General features: G+C 59.5%; 20 protein-coding genes and 1 other RNA gene. 10 read left to right on the forward strand and 11 right to left on the reverse strand.

Going from position 1 to position 23,391, the window contains the following annotated elements:
• Positions 1 to 36: 36 nt before the first annotated feature.
• From MF4836_RS07100 to MF4836_RS07135, 8 genes are all read right to left on the reverse strand, one after another.
• Positions 37 to 1,293: an integrase domain-containing protein gene (locus MF4836_RS07100; RefSeq protein WP_078469765.1), complete on the reverse strand. Its 1,257-nt coding sequence runs from the start codon at positions 1,291 to 1,293 to the stop codon at positions 37 to 39.
• A 184-nt stretch (positions 1,294 to 1,477) separates the two neighbouring features.
• Positions 1,478 to 1,871, reverse strand: a transfer-messenger RNA (tmRNA) gene (gene ssrA / locus MF4836_RS07105).
• An 88-nt stretch (positions 1,872 to 1,959) separates the two neighbouring features.
• Positions 1,960 to 2,247: a hypothetical protein gene (locus MF4836_RS07110; protein WP_078469766.1), complete on the reverse strand. Its 288-nt coding sequence runs from the start codon at positions 2,245 to 2,247 to the stop codon at positions 1,960 to 1,962.
• Positions 2,248 to 2,463: 216 nt separating this feature from the next.
• On the reverse strand, positions 2,464 to 5,274 hold the full coding sequence (locus MF4836_RS07115) for an FAD-binding and (Fe-S)-binding domain-containing protein (protein ID WP_078469767.1): 2,811 nt from the start codon (positions 5,272 to 5,274) through the stop codon (positions 2,464 to 2,466).
• A complete protein-coding gene (locus MF4836_RS07120; protein ID WP_078469768.1) occupies positions 5,271 to 5,942 on the reverse strand; it encodes a LutC/YkgG family protein in 672 nt (223 codons plus the stop codon). Before MF4836_RS07120 ends, MF4836_RS07115 begins: the two co-directional genes overlap by 4 nt.
• On the reverse strand, positions 5,939 to 7,396 hold the full coding sequence (locus tag MF4836_RS07125) for a LutB/LldF family L-lactate oxidation iron-sulfur protein (RefSeq protein WP_078469769.1): 1,458 nt from the start codon (positions 7,394 to 7,396) through the stop codon (positions 5,939 to 5,941). Before MF4836_RS07125 ends, MF4836_RS07120 begins: the two co-directional genes overlap by 4 nt.
• A complete protein-coding gene (locus MF4836_RS07130) occupies positions 7,393 to 8,217 on the reverse strand; it encodes a (Fe-S)-binding protein (protein ID WP_078469770.1) in 825 nt (274 codons plus the stop codon). The genes MF4836_RS07125 and MF4836_RS07130 overlap by 4 nt, the downstream gene beginning before the upstream one ends.
• 148 nt (positions 8,218 to 8,365) lie before the next feature.
• Positions 8,366 to 10,060, reverse strand: coding sequence for a lactate permease LctP family transporter (locus MF4836_RS07135; protein WP_078469771.1), 1,695 nt, complete (start codon positions 10,058 to 10,060; stop codon positions 8,366 to 8,368).
• Positions 10,061 to 10,320: 260 nt separating this feature from the next.
• On the opposite strand from MF4836_RS07135, the gene MF4836_RS07140 reads away from it, so the two are divergent.
• Positions 10,321 to 11,088, forward strand: coding sequence for an FCD domain-containing protein (locus MF4836_RS07140; protein ID WP_078469772.1), 768 nt, complete (start codon positions 10,321 to 10,323; stop codon positions 11,086 to 11,088).
• Between the two features lie 74 nt (positions 11,089 to 11,162).
• Here the strand turns inward: MF4836_RS07140 and smpB are convergent, their stop codons facing one another.
• Positions 11,163 to 11,645, reverse strand: a complete 483-nt coding sequence (gene smpB / locus MF4836_RS07145; protein ID WP_020299934.1) for an SsrA-binding protein SmpB — start codon at positions 11,643 to 11,645, stop codon at positions 11,163 to 11,165.
• A 118-nt stretch (positions 11,646 to 11,763) separates the two neighbouring features.
• On the opposite strand from smpB, the gene MF4836_RS07150 reads away from it, so the two are divergent.
• Genes MF4836_RS07150 through MF4836_RS07160 form a run of 3 tightly spaced genes read left to right on the forward strand, consistent with a single transcriptional unit; the run spans position 11,764 to position 13,913 of the window.
• Positions 11,764 to 13,167, forward strand: coding sequence for a sodium-dependent transporter (locus MF4836_RS07150; protein WP_078469773.1), 1,404 nt, complete (start codon positions 11,764 to 11,766; stop codon positions 13,165 to 13,167).
• Positions 13,168 to 13,174: 7 nt separating this feature from the next.
• On the forward strand, positions 13,175 to 13,609 hold the full coding sequence (locus MF4836_RS07155; protein ID WP_020299932.1) for a type II toxin-antitoxin system RatA family toxin: 435 nt from the start codon (positions 13,175 to 13,177) through the stop codon (positions 13,607 to 13,609).
• Entirely contained in the window at positions 13,602 to 13,913 is a 312-nt protein-coding gene (locus MF4836_RS07160) for an RnfH family protein (protein ID WP_078469774.1), read from the forward strand. The genes MF4836_RS07155 and MF4836_RS07160 overlap by 8 nt, the downstream gene beginning before the upstream one ends.
• A gap of 66 nt (positions 13,914 to 13,979) precedes the next feature.
• Here MF4836_RS07160 and MF4836_RS07165 read toward each other — a convergent pair whose 3' ends face one another.
• A complete protein-coding gene (locus MF4836_RS07165) occupies positions 13,980 to 14,507 on the reverse strand; it encodes an outer membrane protein assembly factor BamE (RefSeq protein WP_078469775.1) in 528 nt (175 codons plus the stop codon).
• A 98-nt stretch (positions 14,508 to 14,605) separates the two neighbouring features.
• Here MF4836_RS07165 and fur point away from each other — a divergent pair, with 98 nt between their 5' ends.
• Positions 14,606 to 15,013, forward strand: a complete 408-nt coding sequence (fur, locus tag MF4836_RS07170) for a ferric iron uptake transcriptional regulator (RefSeq protein WP_020299929.1) — start codon at positions 14,606 to 14,608, stop codon at positions 15,011 to 15,013.
• Positions 15,014 to 15,099: 86 nt separating this feature from the next.
• Here fur and recN read toward each other — a convergent pair whose 3' ends face one another.
• Positions 15,100 to 16,773, reverse strand: a complete 1,674-nt coding sequence (recN, locus tag MF4836_RS07175; RefSeq protein ID WP_078469776.1) for a DNA repair protein RecN — start codon at positions 16,771 to 16,773, stop codon at positions 15,100 to 15,102.
• Between the two features lie 251 nt (positions 16,774 to 17,024).
• Here recN and grpE point away from each other — a divergent pair, with 251 nt between their 5' ends.
• The 5 genes from grpE (at position 17,025) to carA (ending at position 23,272) form a co-directional block, all read left to right on the forward strand.
• Positions 17,025 to 17,591, forward strand: coding sequence for a nucleotide exchange factor GrpE (gene grpE, locus MF4836_RS07180; protein ID WP_020299927.1), 567 nt, complete (start codon positions 17,025 to 17,027; stop codon positions 17,589 to 17,591).
• Between the two features lie 102 nt (positions 17,592 to 17,693).
• Entirely contained in the window at positions 17,694 to 19,610 is a 1,917-nt protein-coding gene (gene dnaK / locus MF4836_RS07185; protein ID WP_078469777.1) for a molecular chaperone DnaK, read from the forward strand.
• A gap of 325 nt (positions 19,611 to 19,935) precedes the next feature.
• The gene (gene dnaJ, locus MF4836_RS07190) at positions 19,936 to 21,060 is read left to right on the forward strand and encodes a molecular chaperone DnaJ (RefSeq protein ID WP_020299925.1); all 1,125 of its coding nucleotides are present in this window, start codon (positions 19,936 to 19,938) and stop codon (positions 21,058 to 21,060) included.
• A gap of 10 nt (positions 21,061 to 21,070) precedes the next feature.
• Positions 21,071 to 21,877, forward strand: coding sequence for a 4-hydroxy-tetrahydrodipicolinate reductase (dapB, locus tag MF4836_RS07195; protein ID WP_078469778.1), 807 nt, complete (start codon positions 21,071 to 21,073; stop codon positions 21,875 to 21,877).
• 258 nt (positions 21,878 to 22,135) lie between these two features.
• Positions 22,136 to 23,272, forward strand: a complete 1,137-nt coding sequence (gene carA, locus MF4836_RS07200; RefSeq protein WP_078469779.1) for a glutamine-hydrolyzing carbamoyl-phosphate synthase small subunit — start codon at positions 22,136 to 22,138, stop codon at positions 23,270 to 23,272.
• Positions 23,273 to 23,391: the final 119 nt, after the last annotated feature.

Consider the following 23,391-nt stretch of genomic DNA (forward strand, 5'->3'; position numbering starts at 1 on the left):
ATCTGAGGGGGCGCTATTTCGGTAGAGCTTTATCACTCAACGAATCGAGACGATCTTCCTGTCCCGGTTGTCCTGAATGGCCGACATCGAAAGATTGCCGGTAGCTGCTTCTTGGATGTGCTCGCTCCACCACTTCATCATTGGGCGTCTGCGCTCAATGTAGTCCGCTCGATTATATGCGCTACGTACCTCGTCTTTATCGACGTGTGCAAGCGCTACTTCAATCAACTCAGGATCCCAGGCATTTTCGTTCAGGATGGTACTGGCCATAGAGCGCATCCCATGGCTTACCAGTCGTCCTTCGAATCCCATGCGTTTCAGTGCCATGTTGGCGGTTTGGCTGTTGCAGTGGGTTCGAGGATTTCGGTCTGCAGGGAACACGTACTCGCGGTGTCCGCTGTAGAGCTTGATTGCTTCAAGCAGGGCAAGGGCCTGGTCTGTGAGCGGCACTATGTGGATCCGGCGTTTCTTCATGCGCTCAGCTGGAATCGTCCATACCCTCTTTTCTATGTCGATGTCAGCCCAGCGGGCGGTAGCAGCCTCTGCGGGGCGGGTCATGGTATGGAGCTGCCATTCGATTAGGCAGCGGGTAGTCCTTTTTATGCTGGCATTGGCGATTGCCAACATCAAGTCTTTCAGCTCATCGGGTGGGAGTGCCGCCATGTTCTTCTTTTTGGGCTTTTTGAAGACGGAACGGATTCCGCTGAGCGGGTTTGAGTAAATCAGTCCTGAATTGACGCCGTAGGTCATGACCTCGTTGAGACGCTGTGTTAGGCGCTTAACTGTTTCGAGGCTGCCTTTGGTTTCCAAGGGTCTGAGCATACCGATGACCTTAGGGGCATTGATGGCTGAGATTGGTGTGCTGCCCAGGTCCGGGAAGACGTGCAGCGTGAGAGAGCGCCAAATGTCTTCAGCATAGGCAGCGGTGACTGAATCCTTTTTGAGCTCAAACCACGCCGTCGTCACGTTTTCGAGAGTGTGTTCTGTGGCTGCTTTTTTCGCATGCCGCTCCGCATCGCGCTGCTCTTTCGGGTCCAGCCCCTGAGCGACGATCTCCCTTGCTTCAACGGTTCGCTTGCGTGCTTGAGCCAGGCTCACCTCGGGGAACGTGCCTAGTCCCATGTTTATCCGTTTTTTGGTTACGGGATGGATATAGTTGAAATTCCATAATTTTGAGCCATTGATTCGTACTCGCATTTGAAGGCCGTTGCCATCAGTCAGCGTATAGTCCTTTTCCTTAGGTTTGGCGGCTTTGACTTTCAGGTCTGAAAGGCGCGTGGCTTGGGCACCCATGGTGTATTCCAATGCTGTTTGTGTATTCCAAAAATTACCAGTTAGGAGCTTGGAATACCACTTGGAATACACGTTTGCATGGACGTCGGTGGACGCTGATGGATCTTGATGGTGCCTAAGCCCCCGGATTTACTGGGTTTCAGGCACAAAAAAAGACGTCCGTGGACGTCTTTAGATGTTGAAGTGGTGGAGCCGGGGGGATTTGAACCCCCGTCCGCCAGTACTCCGCTGTCGGTACTACATGCGTAGCCGTGTCTATTAAGTTAACCCTCAGCGACCCGACGGGCAGGGTGCTTTGGGCGAGTTGTGTAAGTTTTAGCCGCTTCGTCCACAACGTACTGCACGGCGATTCTGTTCTATATGACAATCACTTTGGGTTTACAGACATCCCCTGATGATTGCTGGACCCGAAGGTACCAGGAGGGAAGGGCTAAGGCTGCTTACGCAGCGAGAGCGTATTCCCCGTAGGTTTCGTCATTGGCAACTATAGGAAGTTGCAACAGTGGATTTACGAGTTCTGTTACCAACTCGGCATGCACCTAAAGTTTCGCAACCGGCGTCGAATCCTAAACGGCCCCGAACCTGCTGTACGTAACCAGCAGGTCGACACAGTGTACGCCAACCGGGCTCAGAAGGCCAACCCGAAGGTTGACCTTGAGCGGTTGCTTACTGATCGCCCTTGGTGTTGTTCTGCAATTTCTGGATCGCCTGGGTGGTCAGCGAGATGCAATTCTTGGTGCCTTCCTCGGTGCCTTTGGCTTTCTCGGCGGTTGCCTGTTGAACCGACGCGTCGATGTCGTTGCTCAGTTGCTCGCTCATGGCTTCAGTGCTGACTTTGGCGTCGCGGATTTTTTGCAGGTTGATCTGACACAGGTCTTCCTGCGCGGCCGCGAACACCGGGGAGGCCAACATTGCCGCAGTAATGAACAGTCCAGCCAATGCAGAACGCTTCATAAGGTATCTCCTTGAACGATTAGTCTCGGTGCTGCCGATCAATCAGGACAACCTGCCGAGGTCGGTTATAAGCCTCATTCACTGGGGCCTAAGCAGATGACTATAGCCGCGCGCAGGAATTCGGTTTTTTTTACTCCGGTTATGAAAAAACCACCTGGCTAGTGCCGGGGGCACTAAAAAGGGGCAAAGATGCCCCTTTTCAGTCAGGTTGATGCCTCAGGCCACCTTGGCCCGGGTGACCCTGTCCACCAGGTACACCAGCCCGTGATAGTCGATGCCGCCGTGCTGGCTGAGGCCGATTTCACAGGTGCGGCTGGTGGAGATCCCTTCGCTGCAATGCTGCACCGCGTCCTTGAGGCTACGCAGTGAGTGGGCATTGAGTTCGGGGGTGGTGAAGCCCTTGTCGCCGGCGAAACCGCAGCAGTGGATACCCTCCGGAATCACCACGTTGCTGCTGCAGCGCCGGGCCAGGTCGATCAGGGCCTGGCTTTCTCCCAGGTGCTGGGTGCTGCAGGTGACATGCACTGCGATAGGCGCTTCCTGGGGGGTGAATTCCAGCCGATCCATCAGGTGGGTGCGGATGAAACGTACCGGGTCATACAGGTCCAGGCGCACATCGCCCAGGTCCTGTACCAGGCGCAGGGTGCACGGGCTGGTGTCGCAGTAGATCGGGTCGAGGCCGCCACGGCTGGCGTGGAGCAGGGCGCCGATCAACTCCTGGCGCTTGTGTTCGGCCTGCTCCGCATAGCCTTTGGAGGCGAATGGCTGGCCGCAGCAGAGGCTGTCCGGATTGTCGGGGATCACCACCTGAAAGCCGGCTTTTTCCAGCAGGCCCCGGGTCTTGTCGTAGAGCGACATCTGTTCCTTGTCGCCCGCTGCCGGGCCCATCACCCGCGAGACGCACGCCGCCAGGTACACCACCCGTGGGCGCTGATCGCTGACGCTGGGGCTGAAACGGATGGCCTTTTCCGGTTGCGGCATGGCGCTGGTCCATTGCGGGACCTGACCCTTGGACAGCTTGCTCAAGGACGCCGACAGCCTGGCCAGGCGCGGAGCCCCCAGCAGCATGCGCGCGCCGTTGGCCACGTGCAGGGTAAAGCGCGCGCCCTGCAAGGTGGTCGCGAAGTGATTGCCCAGCCAATCGGCGGTCTTGCCGTGGTTGGCGCTGCGGCTGCGCAGTTGCTTCACCAGCTCCCCGGTGTTGATGCCCACCGGACAGCGTTGCGCACACAGGCCCGTCGCGGCGCAGGTGTCGATGCCCTGGTACTGATAGGCCTCTTCCAGTTCGCGGGTGTCGATGCCGGCACTTTTTTTCGCCTGGATATCACGCCAGATGACGATGCGCTGGCGCGGACTCAAGGTCAGCCCCTTGGACGGGCACACCGGTTCGCAGAACCCGCACTCGATGCACTTATCCACAATCTCGTCCGCCGCCGGCAGCGGCTTGAGGTGCTTGAGGTGGATTTGCGGGTCGTCGCTGAGCACCACGTCCGGGTTGAGGATGCCGTTGGGGTCGAGCAGACGCTTGAGTTGCCACATCAACTGGTAGGCATCGCTGCCCCATTCCAGCTCGACAAAGGGCGCCATGTTGCGCCCGGTGCCGTGTTCGGCCTTGAGCGAACCTCCGAACTCCACCGCCACCAACTGCGCCACGTCATCCATGAACGCCTGGTAACGCGCCACTTCTTCGGCACTGTTGAAGCCCTGGGTGAAGACGAAGTGCAGGTTGCCCTCCAGGGCATGGCCAAACAGGATCGCCTCGTCGTAATGGTGTTTGTCGAACAGCTCGATCAGGCGGTTGACGCCGATAGCCAACTGTTCGACCGGGAACGTCACGTCTTCGATGATGACCGTGGTCCCGGTTTTACGCACCGCGCCCACGGCGGGGAAGGTGTCCTTGCGGATTGCCCAGAGCTTGGCGTTTTCCTGCGGGTCTTCGGTGAAGTCCACCTGCTTTTCCACCGGGAAGGCAGCCAGGGAATTCATGATCTGCGCCAGTTGCTCGTGCAGCAGCGACGACGACGCGGCGCGGGACTCGATCAACAGCGCGCAGGCACTGGCCGACAGTTGCTGGACAAAGGCCGGCATCCCGGGCTTGTCCTGCACCGAGCGCAGGCTGCGGCGGTCCAGCAGTTCCACGGCCGAGACCGGTTGGCTCTTGAGCACGGTCACGGCGTTGCAGCAGGTTTCCACATCGGGGAACACAATCAGCGCCGACGCCTTGTTCGGGTGGTCGATCACCGTGTCGTAGGTCACTGCGCTGATAAAACCCAGGGTGCCTTCGGAGCCCACCAGCAGATGGCTCAAGATATCCACAGGCTCGTCGTAATCCACCAGGGCATTGAGCGACAGGCCGGTGGTGTTTTTCAGGCGGTATTTATGGCGGATCTTGGCCGCCAGCTCGGCATTGGCCCGCGTCTCGCGGCCCAGGGTTGCCAGGCGCTCCAGCAGTTCGCCGTGGCTGTTGCGGAACGCGGCCACGCTGTTGGCGTCTTCGGTGTCGAGGCGGCTGCCGTCGGCCAGTACCAGGCGGATCCCAGCCAGGGTGTGATAGGTGTTTTGCGCGGTGCCGCAGCACATGCCGCTGGCGTTGTTGGCGACGATACCGCCGATCTTGCAGGCATTGATCGAGGCCGGGTCAGGGCCGATCTTGCGTCCGAACGGTGCCAGCCAGGCATTGGCCTGGGCCCCGATCACCCCCGGTTGCAGACGGATCTGCATGCCTTGCCCGCGGATTTCTTTCGCGTTCCAGTTATCTCCCAGCACGATCAATACCGAGTCGCTGATGGCCTGCCCCGAAAGGCTGGTGCCGGCGGCGCGGAAGGTCACCGGCACGCGGTCACGCTGGGCCAGTTCGAGCAGGGCGACCACTTCGTCTTCGGACTCGACGCGGATCACCAGCTTGGGGATCAGCCGATAAAAACTGGCGTCGGTGCCAAAGGCCAGGGTCGAGAGCGGGTCGTCGAAACGGCGCTCCTGGGGAATCAGTTGCTGCGCATCACGCAGGAAAGCGGCCGGTAGGCTCATTGGTCCTCCAGGATCAGTACCACCAGGTCTTTCGGGCCGTGGGCGCCGTAAGCCAGGACTTGCTCGATGTCGGCAGTCTTCGACGGGCCGGATACCAGCAGGGCATTGGTCGGCATGCCGGCAGCCCAGTTCATCTGCTGCTGGACCTGATAAAAGTTGTCGCGAATTTCACTGGCCTTGAGCAGGGCAAAATGCACCGGCGGCACCAGGCTCATCAGGCGCGGCTCTTCCCGGGTCGGCCACAGGATCAGGCTGCCGGTGGCGGCAATTGCGCCGAGGGTGGTGGTGAGGCTGGCCGGGGTGTCATTGAACAACTCGGCTTTCCACTCTTCCACCGGCCGGTCGTAGGCCTTGAGTGTCGGCAGATCCGAGTGTTCGGCCCAGTACGCGGTGACACGCTGGCCGTGGGCCGTGGTGGGGGCGATCAGCAGGCTGGGCAATTGCCGGTCCTTGAGCAGCTGGGCCAGCAGCTCGGGCCAATCGGCGCCGGTGCTGAGGTGGATTTCGGTGTGTACCGCTTCCATCAGTTTGCGCAGTTGCGGGATGCGTTGTTCCGGGCTGTAGGTGTAGGGCTCGGTCACCAGCGCTTCGTCGAAGTTGTCCGCCACCGTGGTGGTGCCGGTCAGGCTGTGGCGCAGCTTGGCGAGGATGTTCTGTTTGGCGCTCATCGACGGTCCTCCTGTTTGGCCAGGTGCTCGCGGGCCAGGTCATGCAGGGAGCGAGCGGCAGGTTTCGGCGCGCTGTGGTTTTGCGTCCAGGGCCCGACATTGCCTGGCGTCAGCCCACGCAGGCGAGTGGCGGCCAGGAGAAACAGCCGATAGAGCGTGGGCGAGCTGTTGAGCCGGGCCCAGGCGTTCCAGATGAAGCGTTCCTTGCGCGAGTACTTGCTGCCTTGGCCGCGCATCACTTGATGAGGGCTGTCCGGGGCCTTGACGTTTTCTTCGCGCAGGCGCCGCAGCAGCGCCGGGATCGGGATCTTCACCGGGCACACTTCACCGCAGGCGCCGCACAGCGACGAAGCGCTGGGGTGATCCGGAACCTTGGCCAGGCCGACCATGTGCGGGGTGATGATTTTGCCGATCGGACCGGGGTAGACCTCGCCGTAGGCGTGGCCGCCGATGCGGGTGTAGACCGGGCAGTGGTTCATGCAGGCGCCGCAGCGGATGCAGTTCAGGGTCTGGCGCAGCTCGCTGTCGGCAAAGGCCTGGCTGCGACCGTTGTCCAGCAGCACCAGGTGCACTTCCTGCGGGCCGTCGAGCTCATGCGCCTGGCGTGGCCCGGAGATCATATTGACGTAGGTGGTGATGGGCTGGCCGAGGGCCGAGCGGGTCAGCAGCGACAGCAGCGGCACTACGTCGCGCAGGTTCTCGACGACTTTCTCGATGCCGGTGACGGCAATGTGCACCGGCGGCACGGTGGTGGACATGCGCCCGTTGCCTTCGTTTTCCACCAGCAGCAGGGTGCCGGTCTCGGCCACTGCGAAGTTGACGCCGGAGACGCCGATGTCCGCTTCGAAAAACTTCTGCCGCAAGACCTTGCGACCGATCTGAATGAGTTGGTCAACGTCCTTGGTGTACTCCACGCCAAGTTTGTCGTGGAACAAGGACGCGACCTGACCGGCGTTCTTGTGGATCGCCGGCATAATGATGTGTGAAGGCTTCTCGTGGTCGAGCTGGACGATAAATTCGCCCATGTCCGACTCAAGGCATTCAATGCCTTGTTCAGCGAGGACATGGTTCATTTCCATCTCTTCGCTGACCATCGATTTGCCCTTGATCACTTGCCGAGCCTCGTGAGCGCGGATGATCGAGAGGACGATGCCATTGGCCTCGTCCACCGTTTCCGCCCAGTGCACTGTCACACCGTTGCGGGTCAGGTTCTGTTCAAGTTGCTCGAGCAGGTCGGGCAGCTTGGATAACGCACGGGCGCGGACAGCATTGCCCAGCGCTCGCAGATGTTCCCGCTCGTGGGCATCGCTGAACGACGCCGCACGCTTGGTCATCAATGAATCCATCGCACTGCGAAAGTTATTGCGCAGTTGCGTATCACCCAGGGCCTGGTGGGCCCGGGTGCGAAAATCTTCCGACACGGCAACGGTCGGTATCAGCTGCGGCGTGCTCATTGGCCACCTCCGGTACGCTGCCAGAGGAAGCTTGCCAGGTGTTGCCCACGCAGCGCGGCCTGTTGTTTCTCCAGCGAGCCGTTGATGTTCATCAGGCAACCGCAGTCGGCGCTGAGCACCTTGTGCGCGCCGGACTCTTTCAGCGAGCGGGTCTTGTCCGCCACCATCGCGCCGGAGATGTCTGGCATTCGGACGCTGAAAGTCCCGCCGAAGCCACAGCATTCGCTTTCATGGCTGTGTTCGACCCGTTCCACATTGTCCAACTGCGACAGCAATTGGCGGCCATGCAGGTGGGTGTTCATTTCCCGACGTGCCGAACACGAGGTGTGCAGCGCGACCTTGATCGGCTCGCCGCTGTCCTTGAGTTGCACCTTGCACACAAACAGCAGGAACTCCGCCAGCTCGTAGGTCCGCGCCGCGAGGGCCTGAACCTGTATCAGCATCTGCGGCTCATCCTTGAACAAGTCGGCGTAATGCTCGCGCAACATCCCGGCGCAGGAGCCGGACGGAACCACCACCGGATAGTCCCCGGCAAACAGCGCCAGTTGCGAGCGCGCCACGGCCCGTGCCTGCTCGGTATAGCCCGAGGTGTAGGCCGGTTGTCCGCAGCAGCTTTGTCCTTGCGGGTACTCGACGCGAATGCCTTCGCGCTCCAGCAGATGAATCGCGTCCATCCCGGCTTCGGGATAGAACAGGTCGACCACGCAGGTTCCGAACAGATAGACCTGCTGCGGTTTTTCGCTGGGGTACTGGCGTGGTTCGGCCAGCGGCGGTGCGACGCGGGTCGCATTGGGCACGGCGTTGTAAAAAAGCTCGCTCATCAGGCGTGTCTCCGGGTGGTCCCGGTTATCCGTCCGCTGAGGCTGCTGATAGTAGAGAGGCAAACTTTCAGCAGCCTTGCAGACCCGGTTGTGAATTGCTTGCGCCGGGGGCTGGCCCGGCGCAGGTTCTTGCGTCTACGTGTCGCGCTTAGTGCACCAGCATGCCGGTAAACCAGTAAGCCTGGGCCAGGGTGATGAGACCGACAATAGTGGCAAAAAACAGACTGTGCTTGAGGGTAAAGCGGAACAGGTCGGATTCCTTGCCCACCAGGCCGGTCGCGGCGCAGGCCACGGCGATCGATTGCGGGGAGATCATCTTGCCGGTGACGCCGCCACTGGTGTTAGCCGCCACCAGCAGGGTGTCATTGACCCCGATCTGGTGCGCGGTGGTGGCTTGCAGCGAGCTGAACAGGGCGTTGGACGAGGTGTCCGAGCCAGTCAGGAACACACCGAGCCAGCCGAGGAACGGCGAGAAGAACGGGAAGGCCGCGCCGGTGCCGGCCAGGACCAGGGCCATGGTCGAGGACATGCCGGAATAGTTGGTGACAAAGGCGAAGGCCAGCACCATGCCGATCGACAGAATCGGCCAGCGCAGCTCGTAGAAGGTCTCTTTCAAAGTGGTAAGACCAGTTTTGAAATCGATCTTCAGCACCAGCATCGAGATCAGCGCCGAGAAGAAAATCGCAGTGCCGGTCGCGGAAATCGGGTCGAGCTTGAACACCGCCGGAATCGCGGTCGGGTTGGTGACGATCGGTGCGACCTTGATCACCATCTGATCCAGGTGCGGAATCGCGAAGTTGAACACCCAGCTGTACATCGAGCCGCCCGCGGCGAACATGGCCTTGAAGGGCTTGAGGGTCCAGATGGTCACCAGCACGGTCAGGATCAGGAACGGCGACCAGGCCTTGAAGATTTCACCCAGGCTGTAAGGCGAGGCCACGGTGCTGCGCGGCAGGCCGAAGCCGCCGGCGCTGGCAGTGATTGCGGTGCCTGAGGTCGCGCCGGCGATTTGTGCGCCCGCGCTGCGTTTTGGCTGCCAGACCTTGAGGAACAGGGTCAGGGAAATCAGGCTGGCCAGGGCCGAGGTGATGTCCGGCAGTTCCGGGCCGATGAAGTTCGAAGTGAAGTACTGGGTGATGGCAAAGCTCAGGCCGGCGACCAGCGCGGCAGGCCAGGTTTCTTTGACCCCGCGCATGCCGTCCATCATGAACACCAGCCAGAACGGCACGAACAGCGACAGCAGCGGCAGCTGGCGACCGGTCATGGCGCCGATCTTGAACGCGTCGATACCCGTGACCTGGCCAGCGACGATGATCGGAATTCCCAAGGCACCGAAGGCCACGGGCGCGGTGTTGGCAATCAGGCATAGGCCGGCGGCGTACAGCGGGTTGAAGCCCAGGCCTACCAACAGCGCGGCGGTGATCGCCACCGGCGCGCCGAAGCCGGCTGCACCTTCGAGGAAGGCACCGAAGCAGAAACCGATCAGCAACACTTGCAGGCGCTGGTCGTCGGTGATTGACAGCACCGAGCTGCGGATGACTTCGAACTGGCCGCTTTTTACGGTCAGTTTGTAGAGGAAGACAGCGGCGACAATGATCCAGGCGATAGGCCACAGACCGTAGGCAAATCCATAGCCAGCGGCAGCGAGGGCCATGTCGACAGGCATCTGGAAGGCAAAGATCGCCACCAGAATCGACAAGGCCAGGGTAATGCTCCCGGCGACGTGTCCTTTGAGGCGGAACACGGCCAAAGCCAGAAAGAAGAACACGATCGGGATAACGGCGGCGAGGGCGGACAGGCCGAGGCTGCCAAGCGGACTGTAGAGCTGTTGCCAGGTTTGCATATGGGGTGGCCCCTAATTGTTGTTGGTCAGGCACTTCAATGTGATGCGGTAAATTGGTAAGACCAATTTACAATCACTGTTGGCTAGGGTAAAAGCCTTGTGTGGGATGTGTCAATTTGCCGCCCTAAAACTTTTGTCGAATGCGCTATGTGGCGAGCATCTGATCGGTTCAATCGAGCAGCGTCTGGTAGGTGTCGGCCCGGCCTCAATAGGCCAGAATAGAGAGCCCGGCACATGGTCGGGATGGTGGAGAGTGGGTTATGGGGTTTGATCAGATACGTCAGCGCCGTTTGTCTGACGATATTGTCGAGCGGCTCGAGGGCATGATCCTTGAGGGCACTTTGACGTCAGGTGAACGCTTGCCGGCCGAGCGGGCCTTGGCCGAACAATTTGGCGTGTCACGTCCTTCATTGCGCGAGGCGATCCAGAAACTGACAGCCAAGGGTTTGCTGATCAGTCGCCAGGGGGGCGGTAACTATGTGGTCGATTCCCTCGGCTCGACCTTTAGCGATCCGCTACTACACCTGCTGGAAAGCAACCCTGAAGCCCAGCGCGACCTGCTGGAGTTTCGCCACACCCTGGAAGCCTCTTGCGCTTATTACGCGGCCTTGCGCGCCACCGAGGTGGACCGCGAGCGGCTGACGGCAGCGTTTGAGGAACTGCAGGACTGTTACAGCCGCCCAGGCGATATCAGCCGGATCGAAGAGGGCGCCGCCGATGCCAGGTTTCACCTGGCCATTGCCGAAGCCAGCCATAACGCGGTGTTGCTGCACACCATTCGCGGGCTGTTCGACCTGCTCAAGCGCAACGTCGTGACCAACATCGGCGGCATGTACAAGCAGCGTACGGAAACCCGCGACATGCTTATCAGTCAGCACCGTGATTTGTATCTGGCGATTATCGAAGGGCGCGCGGAACAGGCGCGGGAAGTCTCCAGTCGCCACATTCTGTATGTGCAGGAAGTGCTGGAGGAAGTGCGTCAGGAAGTGCAGCGCATGGCACGCGCCGAGCGGCGCAAGGGGATGTAGGCGGGGTAAACGCCGGCAGCCAGCTCCTGGATCAGGAGCCGGCATGCCGGTGGCAAGGGGGGCAGGTCGAGGTCTTACTCTTCCTTGCCCTTGTTGCGCACGGCGCGATGCAGCTCACGATTGGAGTCGCGTTCGCGCTCGGTGTCACGCTTGTCGTATTCCTTCTTGCCCTTGCCCAGAGCGATTTCGCATTTGATCAAATGCTTGCTCCAGTACAGCGACAGGCAGACACACGCGTAACCCTTCTGCTGCACCGCGGCAAACAGCTTGGCCAGCTCGCGCTGGTTGAGCAGCAGCTTGCGCGTGCGTACCGGGTCGGCAATGACGTGGGTGCTGGCGGTGGTCAGTGGCGTGATATGGCTACCCAGCAGCCAGGCCTCGCCATCTTTGAGCAGCACGTAACTGTCGACCAGTTGCGCTTTGCCCGCCCGCAGACTTTTTACTTCCCAGCCGGCCAGGACCAGACCAGCCTCGAACCGATGTTCGATGAAGTAATCGTGTCGCGCCTTTTTGTTTTGCGCGATGGTCCCTGTTGGGTGTTTCTTCTGATTAGCCATAGGGGCGGCATTATAGGGAGTTGCAAGGCTGTCGGCTACGGTGAAGCTGCGTGCTTGAGCCCTATGAGTGAATCCCGGACAATGCGCCCTCTTTTTTTATCGGTTGGGCGCGTTAACGATGTCGTCAGACAAGGTTTCTGTCCACGGCGGCTGGGCTAGCCGTTGGGTCTTCATACTCGCCGCGACGGGTTCTGCCGTGGGCTTGGGCAGTATCTGGAAGTTTCCCTACATGGTCGGCGTCTACGGTGGCGGTGCCTTTGTCCTGATGTTTCTGCTGTGCATTGCCCTGATCGGCATCCCGGTGATGCTGGCAGAAACCCTGATCGGCCGGCGCGCCCGACAAAGCCCGGCCAATGCCCTTAAAGTGCTGGCGACCGAAGCCGGGCACTCCGCCAAATGGTCCTGGGGTGCCTTTGCCGGGATGATCACGGCGCTGCTGATTCTTTCTTTTTATAGCGTGGTCGGTGGTTGGTCGCTGGACTACATCATTGATATGGGGCGCGGCGATTTCCAGGGCGTGACGGCTGACCAAGTCGGTGCCTACTTCGCCTCGGTCACGGCCGACCCCTGGCGTCTGACGCTGTGGCACAGCTTGTTTATGCTGCTGTCGGCCCTGGTGATCGCCAAGGGTGTGGTCGCGGGGCTGGAGCGCAGCCTGCGAATCATGATGCCGCTGCTGTTCGTGATGCTCCTGGTGCTGCTGGGCTACAGCATGACCACCGGGCATTTCATGCAGGGTGTGCACTTCATGTTCGACTTCAACCCGGAAAAGGTACTCGACGGATTGCTGCCGGCCATGGGGCACGCGTTCTTTTCCCTGAGCGTGGGTGTCGGTTCGATCATGATCTATGGCGCCTACATGCCGAAGAATGCATCGCTGTCCGGTACTGTAGTGGGCGTCGCGCTGCTCGATACTTTTGTGTCGCTGGTGGCTGGGCTGGCGCTGTTTCCGATTGTGTTTGCCGCCGGGCTCAACCCCAGCGAGGGGCCGGGGCTGATGTTCGTCAGCCTGCCATTTGCCTTCGGTAATGTGGCGTTCGGCCAGTTGATGGGCGTAGTGTTTTTTGTCCTGGTGGCCATTGCTGCCTGGAGTTCGGCGATTTCCTTGCTTGAACCCATGGTGGCTTATCTGGTTGAGAGGACTAAAATCCGCCGCGCCTGGGTAACATTCTGGCTGGCCTTTAGCTGTTGGTTCGTGGGATTGGGGACGGTTTTCTCCTTTAACATCTGGCAGCAGGCCAAATTTTTCGTGAACGAAGGCGGGGTTTTTCATCTCTACCAGTGGGGGGCGGCCAGCGGCCTGGACCTCTTTGGAGTGATCGACTTCTTCACCTCGCGGATCATGCTGCCTCTGGGTGGTTTGTGTTTCGTGGTGTTTGCTGGCTGGGTGATGGGGCGCGATGCGGTTCGTGATGAACTGTCGATGCGCAGCCCTGTGTTGTTCGCCTTGACCTTGTTTTTGATGCGCTATGTAGCGCCCATCGGCATTCTTGTAGTGTTTGCCGCCCAGCTGTGGAAATGACGCTGACATGACGACCCATATTCAACGCTCGGCCCTTTTGCCTTATCCGGCGCAGTTTCTCTATGAGCTGGTCAATGACGTGGCGCGTTATCCGGAATTCCTGCCCTGGTGCTCATCTGCCGAAGTGCTGGAAAGCAGTGATGAGCATATGCGCGCCAGCCTGGCGGTGGCCAAGGGCGGGCTCAGCCAGCATTTTGTAACGCGCAATATCCTGGTCCCGGGGCAGTCGATCGAGATGAACCTGGAGGAGGGGCCGTTCAATCAGTTGCACGGGGTCTGGGTTTTCAAACCGTTGGGCGAGAAGGCCTGCAAGATCAGTCTGGACCTGTCGTTCGACTATGCCGGGCCGCTGGTACGGGCCACCCTGGGCCCCTTGTTCAACCAGGCGGCGAATACCCTGGTTGATGCGTTCTGTCAGCGTGCAAAACAGTTGCATGCTTGAGTCAATCATCGAGATCGAGGTGGTGTATGCCGCCGTCGACCGCCAAGTGTTACTCAAGGTGTCGCTGCCAGCCGGCTCGACCCTTCGTGCGGGGCTGATGGCTTCCGGCATTGCTGCGCAGTTTCCCGAGCTGGATGTGCAGTCTTGCCCCGTGGGGATTTTTGGCAAAGTGATTGCCGATCCTGATCGTCACGTGCTGCAGGCGGGTGAGCGGATTGAAATTTATCGTCCGTTGCTGGCGGATCCAAAGGAGGTCAGGCGCCTGCGCGCGGCCAAGGCAGCACAGGCCCGCCTGCAGGATTAGCGCTCCAGGCCAGAAAACACGCAATAAAAAGCCCGGACATGCCGGGCTTTTTTATTTCGACACAACTTATTGTGGCGAAGTATCCAGTGGCTCCGGTGTCGGAACCGGGACGGCTTTTACCCCATCCACGTCTTTCTGGATCTGATCCAGCAGAGAGCCAGGCTTGACTGGTTTCTCTGGTTTTGGCTTCTCGGTGTTCTCGGCCGGCGCGGTCACGGTGGTGCCGCTGTCCTTGCCCAGCAGGGCTTCGTCGCGGCTTACGCCAGGCATGAAGTCGCCCGAAAGGCTGACGAGTTGGTCATTGTCATTGAAGATAACGCTGACGCGTTCCTGTTGGCGCTCACCGCCCCCTGGTTGCAGGCTATACAAATAATCCCAGCGATCGGCATGGAACGTGTCGGTCAGCAGAGGGTTGCCCATAATAAACCGTACTTGCCGGCGGGTCATTCCCGGGCGTAACTGGTCTATCATGTCCTGCGTGACGACATTGCCCTGCTGGATGTCGATTTTGTAAACCCCGGGGAATGAACAACCGGCGAGTGCGAGCAGTCCCACGAAGGTGAAACTGGTTAGCAAGAGCTTGGTGTTTTGCATCGGTGGGCGACTTCCACTATCTTGGCTGGGACAACGTAAACCCCGATCATACCCGCATTAAGAGAAGCTGCGAAGCAGCATCCGCGAGAAAGCTGACCATGGTTGAAAATAGCGAACTACGTAAAGCCGGCCTTAAAGTGACTCTGCCACGGGTCAAAATTCTACAAATGCTCGATTCCGCCGAGCAGCGACACATGAGCGCCGAAGATGTTTACAAGGCGCTGATGGAAGCTGGCGAGGATGTCGGTCTGGCCACGGTTTACCGTGTACTGACTCAGTTCGAAGCTGCAGGCCTTGTGGTTCGCCACAATTTTGATGGCGGCCACGCTGTATTCGAACTGGCCGACGGCGGCCACCACGACCATATGGTCAACGTGGAGTCTGGCGAAGTGATCGAATTCTTCGACGAAGAAATCGAAAAACTGCAAAAGGCGATCGTCGAGAAGCATGGCTTCGAGTTGGTGGATCACAACTTGGTGTTGTACGTACGCCACAAGAAAAAGTAAGCATGTCGCGCGGGCCATGTCCGCGAAACGAACGAAGGCGACCCTAGGGTCGCCTTCGTGCTTTCTGGCTTTCGAGTAACGAGCGCTTAGATTTTTGCGGTCACCACCATCTTTTTCGCATGGGCCAGCGACTCTTTAGTCAGGTCGATGCCACCCAGCATGCGAGCGACCTCTTCGACACGCTCGGTCTTACCCAGATTGGACACCGCCGTATGGGTGGCGTCGCTACCGCGCACCTTATGCACGAATAGATGCTGATGGCCCTGGGCAGCCACTTGCGGCAAGTGAGTGACGGTGAGTACCTGGCCTCGTTCGCCCAGTCGACGCAACAATTGGCCAACAATCTCTGCGGTCGGGCCTCCGATACCCACATCCACTTCGTCGAATACCAAAGTCGGTACTCGGGAGGTTTGCGCGGTGATCACCTGGATCGCCAGGCTGATACGTGACAGTTCGCCCCCGGACGCGACCTTGGCCAGGGCCTTGAGCGGTTGCCCAGGGTTGGCGCTGACCAGCAATTCCACCTGTTCCAGGCCATAGGGCAGCAACTCATCGCTGGTGTTGGCGTGCAACTCGATGGTGAAGCGCCCGCCGGGCATGCCCAGGCGCTGTATCTCCTGCTCGACCGCACTGGCCAGGGTGGTGGCGGCTTGCTGGCGCAGGCGGCTCAGTTCCTTGGCTTTCTCCTGGTAATGCCGGGCATATGACTTCAGCTCGTCACCAAGGCGCTCGATGGACTCGTCATTGGCGTCCAGCGCTTCGATTTCATCCAGCAGCTGTTGCTGCATGGCTGCCAGTTCGGTTGGCTGGATTCGGTGCTTGCGGGCCAGGGTATAGATAGCGTCGAGGCGCTCCTCCAGTTGTTGCAGGCGTGCTGGATCGGCATCGAAGTGGTCGAGAAAGCGATTCAGCTCGCCCACGGCTTCCTCGACCTGGATCTGAGCGCTGGCCAGCAGATTGGTGGCCTCACCCAGGGCGGTCGGCGAGTTGCCGACGCTCGACAGGCGATTGAGGCTGGCGGTCAGGGCATTGAGGACATTGCCGGAATCGCTTTCACTGCATTGCTCGACCACCTGTCGGCAAATGCCGAGCAGGGTTTCGGCGTTGGTCAGGTTTTTGTGTTCCTGTTCCAGTTGCTCCAGTTCGTTGTCGCCCAGGCCCAGGTTTTCCAGCTCTTCCATTTGATAGCTGAGCAGTTGATGGCGGGCGCGTTGCTCGTCGCCGGAGTTGGACAGGCGTTCAAGCTCCTGGCGCGTCTGGCGCCAGCGTTGCGCGGCAAGCTGTACCTGGCGCGACAGGTCGGTAGCGCCGGCGTACTCGTCGAGCAGGCGCCGATGGGTCTCGGTTTTCAGCAGCGACTGATGTTCGTGCTGGCTGTGGATATCGATCAACAGTTCGCCGAGGGCCTTGAGATCACCCAGCGGGCAGGGCGAGCCATTGATATAGCCGCGCGAGCGCCCCTCGGCCGTAATGACCCGGCGTAAAATGCACGGGCTCTCGCTGTCCAGGTCGCGTTCGGCCAGCCAGGTACGGGCTTCAGGGATATCCACAAGGTCGAACGTCGCGAGGATGTCGGCCTTGTCTGCGCCCGGACGCACCACGCCACTGTCGGCGCGATCCCCCAGGGTCAAGCCCAGGGCGTCGAGCATGATCGACTTGCCGGCGCCGGTTTCGCCCGTGATGACGCTCATCCCGCGATCCAGTTCCAGATCGAGATGTTCAACGATGGCGTAGTTGTGTACGGACAGGTGCACCAGCATGACGGCCGCTCCCAGGCTTTAAGTCTGGTTATTTATACAGTGTTTTGTTTCTGGCTGACAATGCCCTCCCTTAGCTCGATTTGCTTGGGTGGAAAACTTTTTTAGCGCAACCAGGAATGTCGAACCCAGGTGTGTTTCCAGTCTTGAAAGGTTTTGCCATGGGTCGAGCCCTTGAACCTGAGAAATGCGACCCCATATACCGGGACAGAAGCGTGAGTTGAGCTCACGGACGTTATTGAAAGGAGAATTTCATGGCTGACGAACAGACGCTGGATACGCAAAATCTAGACGCCAATCAGGCTCCCGAGACCTCGGGCGAAGACCTGGTGGCTCGTGTAAAAGTGCTCGAAGAGCAGCTGGCCGGCGCTCAGGATCAGGCTTTGCGTGTTGCTGCCGATCTGCAGAACGTCCGCCGCCGTGCCGAGCAGGACGTGGAAAAAGCGCACAAATTCGCGTTGGAACGCTTTGCTGGCGACCTGTTGCCAGTGATCGACAGCCTCGAGCGTGGCCTGGAGCTGTCCAGCGCGGATGACGAAAGCATTCGTCCGATGCGTGAAGGGATCGAGCTGACCCTGAAGATGTTCCACGACACCCTCAAGCGCTATCAGCTGGAAGCCATCGACCCGCACGGCGAACCGTTCAACGCCGAGCATCATCAGGCGATGGCCATGCAGGAAAGCGCCGATATGGAACCCAACAGCGTGCTCAAGGTGTTCCAGAAGGGCTATCAGCTCAATGGCCGCCTGCTGCGCCCGGCCATGGTCGTGGTCAGCAAGGCTCCGGCTCCGGTTTCGCCTTCTATTGATGAGAAGGCTTGAAATCAGCCGTAAGGCCCCCATTTAGAAGTCAAGCGTTTAAGTGCTACCGCAGTTGGCCACCACCGCTGCGGCAACAAAATCCAAAGTTTCGGGAGAGTTAACATGGGCAAAATTATCGGTATCGACCTGGGGACTACCAACTCCTGCGTCTCTATTCTTGAAAACGGCAACGTTAAAGTTATCGAAAACGCCGAAGGCGCGCGTACCACGCCGTCGATCGTTGCGTATGCCAACGATGGCGAAATCCTGGTTGGTCAGTCGGCCAAGCGTCAGGCAGTGACCAATCCGCATAACACCCTGTACGCGGTGAAGCGTCTGATCGGTCGTCGCTTCGAAGAAGAAGTGGTACAGAAAGACATCCAGATGGTCCCTTACAAGATCGTCAAGGCTGACAACGCTGACGCCTGGGTTGAAGTGAACGGCCAGAAAATGTCGCCGCCACAGATTTCGGCTGAAATCTTGAAAAAGATGAAGAAGACTGCCGAAGACTACCTTGGCGAGCCAGTGACCGAAGCGGTGATCACCGTTCCGGCCTACTTCAACGACAGCCAGCGTCAAGCCACCAAAGACGCCGGTCGTATTGCTGGCCTGGACGTAAAACGCATCATCAACGAACCAACCGCGGCCGCTCTGGCTTACGGTATGGACAAGGCCAAGGGCGATCACACCGTGATCGTTTATGACCTGGGTGGCGGTACCTTCGACGTTTCGGTGATCGAGATTGCCGAAGTTGATGGTGAGCACCAGTTTGAAGTGTTGGCCACCAACGGTGACACCTTCCTGGGTGGTGAAGACTTTGACATTCGTCTGATCGACTACCTCGTCGACGAATTCAAGAAAGAAAGCGGCATGAACCTCAAGGGTGACCCGCTGGCCATGCAGCGCCTGAAAGAAGCTGCCGAAAAAGCCAAGATCGAGCTGTCCTCGAGCCTGCAGACCGACGTCAACCTGCCGTACATCACTGCAGATGCCACCGGTCCTAAGCACTTGAACGTGAAGATTTCTCGCGCCAAGTTGGAAGCTCTGGTTGAAGACCTGGTTCAGCGCACCATCGAGCCTTGCCGCATCGCTCTGAAAGACTCGGGCATCGAAGTTGGCGCGATCAACGACGTGATCCTGGTCGGTGGTCAGACCCGTATGCCGCTGGTGCAGAAGCTGGTGACCGAGTTCTTCGGTAAAGAAGCACGTAAAGACGTCAACCCGGACGAAGCGGTTGCCATGGGTGCTGCTATCCAGGGTGCGGTACTGGCCGGTGACGTGAAAGACGTCCTGCTGCTCGACGTCAGCCCGCTGACCCTGGGTATCGAAACCATGGGTGGCGTGATGACCGCGCTGATCGAGAAAAACACCACGATTCCTACCAAGAAATCGCAAGTGTTCTCGACTGCCGACGACAACCAGGGCGCTGTGACCATTCACGTGCTGCAAGGTGAGCGTAAGCAAGCGGCCCAGAACAAGTCCCTGGGCAAGTTCGATCTGGCCGAGATTCCACCAGCACCACGTGGCGTGCCACAAATTGAAGTGACCTTCGACATCGACGCCAACGGCATTCTGCACGTAGGCGCCAAAGACAAGGCCACCGGCAAGACTCAGTCGATCGTGATCAAGGCCAACTCCGGTCTGTCCGAGGAAGAGATTCAGCAGATGATTCGCGATGCTGAAACCAACGCCGACGAAGACCGCAAGTTCGAAGAGCTGGCCAGCGCGCGTAACCAAGGTGACGCCCTGGTTCACTCGACTCGCAAAATGATCGCTGATGCTGGCGACAAAGTGACCGCTGAAGAGAAAACCGCAATCGAAGCGGCTGTGGTTGCCCTTGAAGCCGCCGTCAAAGGCGACGACAAAGCAGCCATTGACGCGAAGGTTGAAGAGCTGTCCAAAGTCTCGGCGCCGGTTGCTCAGAAGATGTACGCCGAACAGGCCCAGCCTGCAGAAGGCGCGGCTCAGCCAGGCGAGTCGGCTGAAAAAGCTGACGATGTAGTCGACGCTGAGTTCGAAGAAGTAAAAGACCACAAGTAAGACTGCTTGTTGGTCGGCCAGTTGACTGCCTTTGTGCGGTGGCTGGTAGGATGTCGCCGCGCGGGAGCTTGCTCCCGCGTTGGCGTGTCTGGAGCAAGCGAAATTTTTTACTCGGCGTGACCTGTCACGCGGGGTGGCGGTATGGCCGGAAATGCTCCTGCTTTCCGAGCGGGATTACCGCAATGGCCGGCCACTGCTGGCTGGTTTTTTCAAAGACCAGGATCGTTGAATTGACGTGAGTTGGGTCCGGGCCTGTATTGGGGCTCAACGAGTTTGGCGAGGCTCAGGAGAGCTTGGCCGGACGTCCTTAAGAGTGCAAAGACTTATGGCAAAGCGTGACTATTACGAAGTATTGGGTGTTGAGCGAGGCACCAGCGAGGCCGACCTGAAGAAGGCTTACCGGCGCCTGGCGATGAAGCATCACCCGGACCGTAATCCTGACGACAAAGCGTCGGAAGAACTGTTCAAAGAGGCCAACGAGGCCTACGAAGTACTCTCTGATTCGAGCAAGCGCGCCGCCTATGACCAATACGGTCATGCCGGTGTTGATCCGAGCATGGGTGGCGGCGGTGCTGGCTTCGGTGGTCAGAACTTCTCCGACATCTTCGGTGATGTCTTCAGTGATTTCTTCGGGGGCGGTCGTGGCGGTTCCCGTGGCGGCGCTCAGCGCGGCAGCGATTTGCGCTACACCCTGGAGTTGAACCTGGAAGAGGCGGTGCGCGGTACTACCGTGAATATCCGCGTTCCGACGCTGGTCAATTGCAAGCCGTGCGATGGTTCGGGTGCCAAGAAAGGCTCCTCGCCTATCACTTGCCCGACCTGTGGCGGTATTGGCCAAGTGCGCATGCAGCAGGGCTTCTTCTCGGTGCAGCAGACCTGCCCGCGCTGCCATGGCCAGGGCAAGATCATTTCCGATCCGTGCGACTCCTGCCACGGCGAAGGCCGTGTCGAAGAGTACAAGACGCTGTCGGTCAAAGTGCCGGCGGGTGTCGATACCGGCGACCGTATCCGTCTGTCGGGTGAAGGTGAGGCGGGTGCGCAGGGTGGGCCTACCGGCGACCTGTACGTGGTGATCAATGTGCGTGAGCACGCGATCTTCCAGCGCGACGGCAAGCACCTGTTCTGTGAAGTGCCAATCAGCTTTGTTGATGCGGCGCTGGGCGGCGAGCTGGAGATTCCGACCCTCGATGGTCGGGTCAAGTTGAAGATTCCCGAGGGGACTCAGACCGGCAAGCAGTTCCGCGTGCGTGGCAAGGGTGTGGCGCCGGTGCGTGGTGGCGGTGCGGGTGATTTGATGTGCCGCGTTGCGGTGGAGACTCCGGTCAATCTGGGGCGTCGTCAGCGTGAATTGCTGGAAGAGCTGCGCAGCTCCCTGGCCGATGACAATACCCATTCACCGAAAACCACTGGTTGGTTTGAAGGCGTGAAGCGCTTCTTCGGCGATCTGTAAGGAGCGACACATGCGACGTATAGCTGTGATGGGCGCCGCTGGGCGCATGGGCAAGATCCTGGTCGAGGCGGTGCAGCAACGTGCGCCGCTGACCGGCCTTACTGCTGCCATTGTGCGTCCTGGCAGCACGTTGATCGGGGTCGATGCCGGCGAGCTGGCTTCCCTGGGTCGTATCGGCGTGCCGCTATCGGGCAATCTCGAGGGTGTCGCCGATGAATTCGATGTCTTGATCGACTTCACCTTGCCGGAAGTGATGCTGAAAAACCTGGCCTTCTGCCGCAAGGCGGGCAAGGCGATGGTGATCGGCACGACTGGGCTTGATGCTGCGCAGAAGCAGGTGCTGGTCGAGGCGGGCAAGGATATTCCAATCGTGTTCGCGGCCAACTTCAGTGTCGGCGTCAACCTGTCGCTGAAGCTGCTGGACATGGCGGCGCGGGTGCTGGGTGATGATGCGGACATTGAAATCATCGAAGCCCATCACCGGAACAAGATCGATGCCCCTTCGGGCACGGCCCTGCGTATGGGCGAGGTGATTGCCGATGCGCTGGGGCGTGATCTGCAGAAAGTGGCGGTCTATGGCCGTGAAGGCCATACCGGTGTGCGTGATCGTGAAACCATCGGTTTCGCCACGGTTCGTGGTGGTGATGTGGTGGGCGATCACACGGTCCTGTTCGCTGCAGAGGGTGAGCGTCTTGAGATCACTCACAAGGCCTCCAGCCGCATGACCTTTGCCAAGGGTGCGGTGCGTGCGGCGTTGTGGCTGGACGGTCGCGAGCCAGGTCTTTACGATATGCAGGATGTACTCGACCTGCGCTGATGATGCACTCAAAACAGGGTTCAGCCATGTGCCTGAGCCCTGTTTTATCCCGCTAAGCGATGTTCTGTCGCATTCCTCTGCCTTTTAGGCTCATTAGCGGTGGACCAAAAAAGCCTTTTTCTGTAAGCTACAGCTTTAGTGTGTTCACTAAAAGCGCGCAGAATAATTCAGTGAATGAGCGGGGTGACGTGTCCATACGTCACTCCGCTTTTTTACACCTGCGATCGCCCTTTCAGGCTTTACTTACGGGAGGTCTTCTTGACTAAGCCAGCCATACTCGCCCTTGCTGATGGCAGCATTTTTCGCGGCGAAGCAATTGGAGCCGACGGTCAAACCGTTGGTGAGGTGGTATTTAACACCGCCATGACCGGCTATCAGGAAATCCTTACCGATCCTTCCTACGCCCAGCAGATCGTTACCCTGACTTACCCGCACATTGGCAACACCGGCACCACACCGGAAGACGCCGAATCCGACCGCGTCTGGTCCGCCGGCCTGGTCATTCGTGACCTGCCAATGGTTGCGAGCAACTGGCGTAACACCATGTCCCTGTCCGATTACCTGAAAGCCAACAATGTTGTGGCAATCGCCGGTATCGACACCCGTCGCCTGACCCGCATCCTGCGTGAGAAAGGCGCACAGAACGGCTGCATCATGGCCGGTGACAACATCTCCGAAGAAGCCGCCATCGCCGCCGCCCAGGGCTTCCCTGGCCTCAAGGGCATGGACCTGGCGAAAGTCGTCAGCACCCAGAAGCAATACGAGTGGCGCTCGACTGTCTGGGACCTGAAAACCGACAGCCACGCGACCATCGAGGCCTCCGAGCTGCCGTACCACGTGGTGGCCTACGACTACGGCGTCAAGGTGAACATCCTGCGCATGCTGGTCGAGCGCGGCTGCCGCGTAACCGTGGTCCCTGCACAGACCCCGGCTGCCGATGTCCTGGCCCTGAAGCCGGATGGTGTATTCCTGTCCAACGGTCCTGGCGATCCGGAACCTTGCGACTACGCCATCAAGGCCATCAAGGAAGTGCTGGAAACCGAGATTCCGGTATTCGGTATCTGCCTCGGTCACCAACTGCTGGCCCTGGCCTCCGGTGCCAAGACTCTGAAAATGGGTCACGGTCACCATGGCGCCAACCACCCGGTCCAGGACCTGGATACCGGTGTGGTGATGATCACCAGCCAGAACCACGGTTTTGCGGTAGATGAAGCGACCCTGCCAGCCAACGTCCGGGCGATTCACAAGTCGCTGTTCGACGGCACCCTGCAGGGTATCGAGCGTACCGACAAGAGCGCCTTCAGCTTCCAGGGTCACCCTGAAGCCAGCCCAGGCCCGAACGATGTGGCGCCGCTGTTCGACCGCTTCATCAACGAGATGGCCAAGCGACGCTAAGCGCTCGCCTTGAGAATGTAGCGAGAAGTCGTCCGAGGGCGGCCCCGATCAACCCGGTGGCCCCCTTGGAGCTTCAGAAATTGATCAAGACGGCTTGCCGACTGACCTGCGGATTTGAG

The sequence above is a fragment of the Pseudomonas sp. MF4836 genome (assembly GCF_002018875.1).
In the GTDB taxonomy this organism is placed as follows: domain Bacteria; phylum Pseudomonadota; class Gammaproteobacteria; order Pseudomonadales; family Pseudomonadaceae; genus Aquipseudomonas.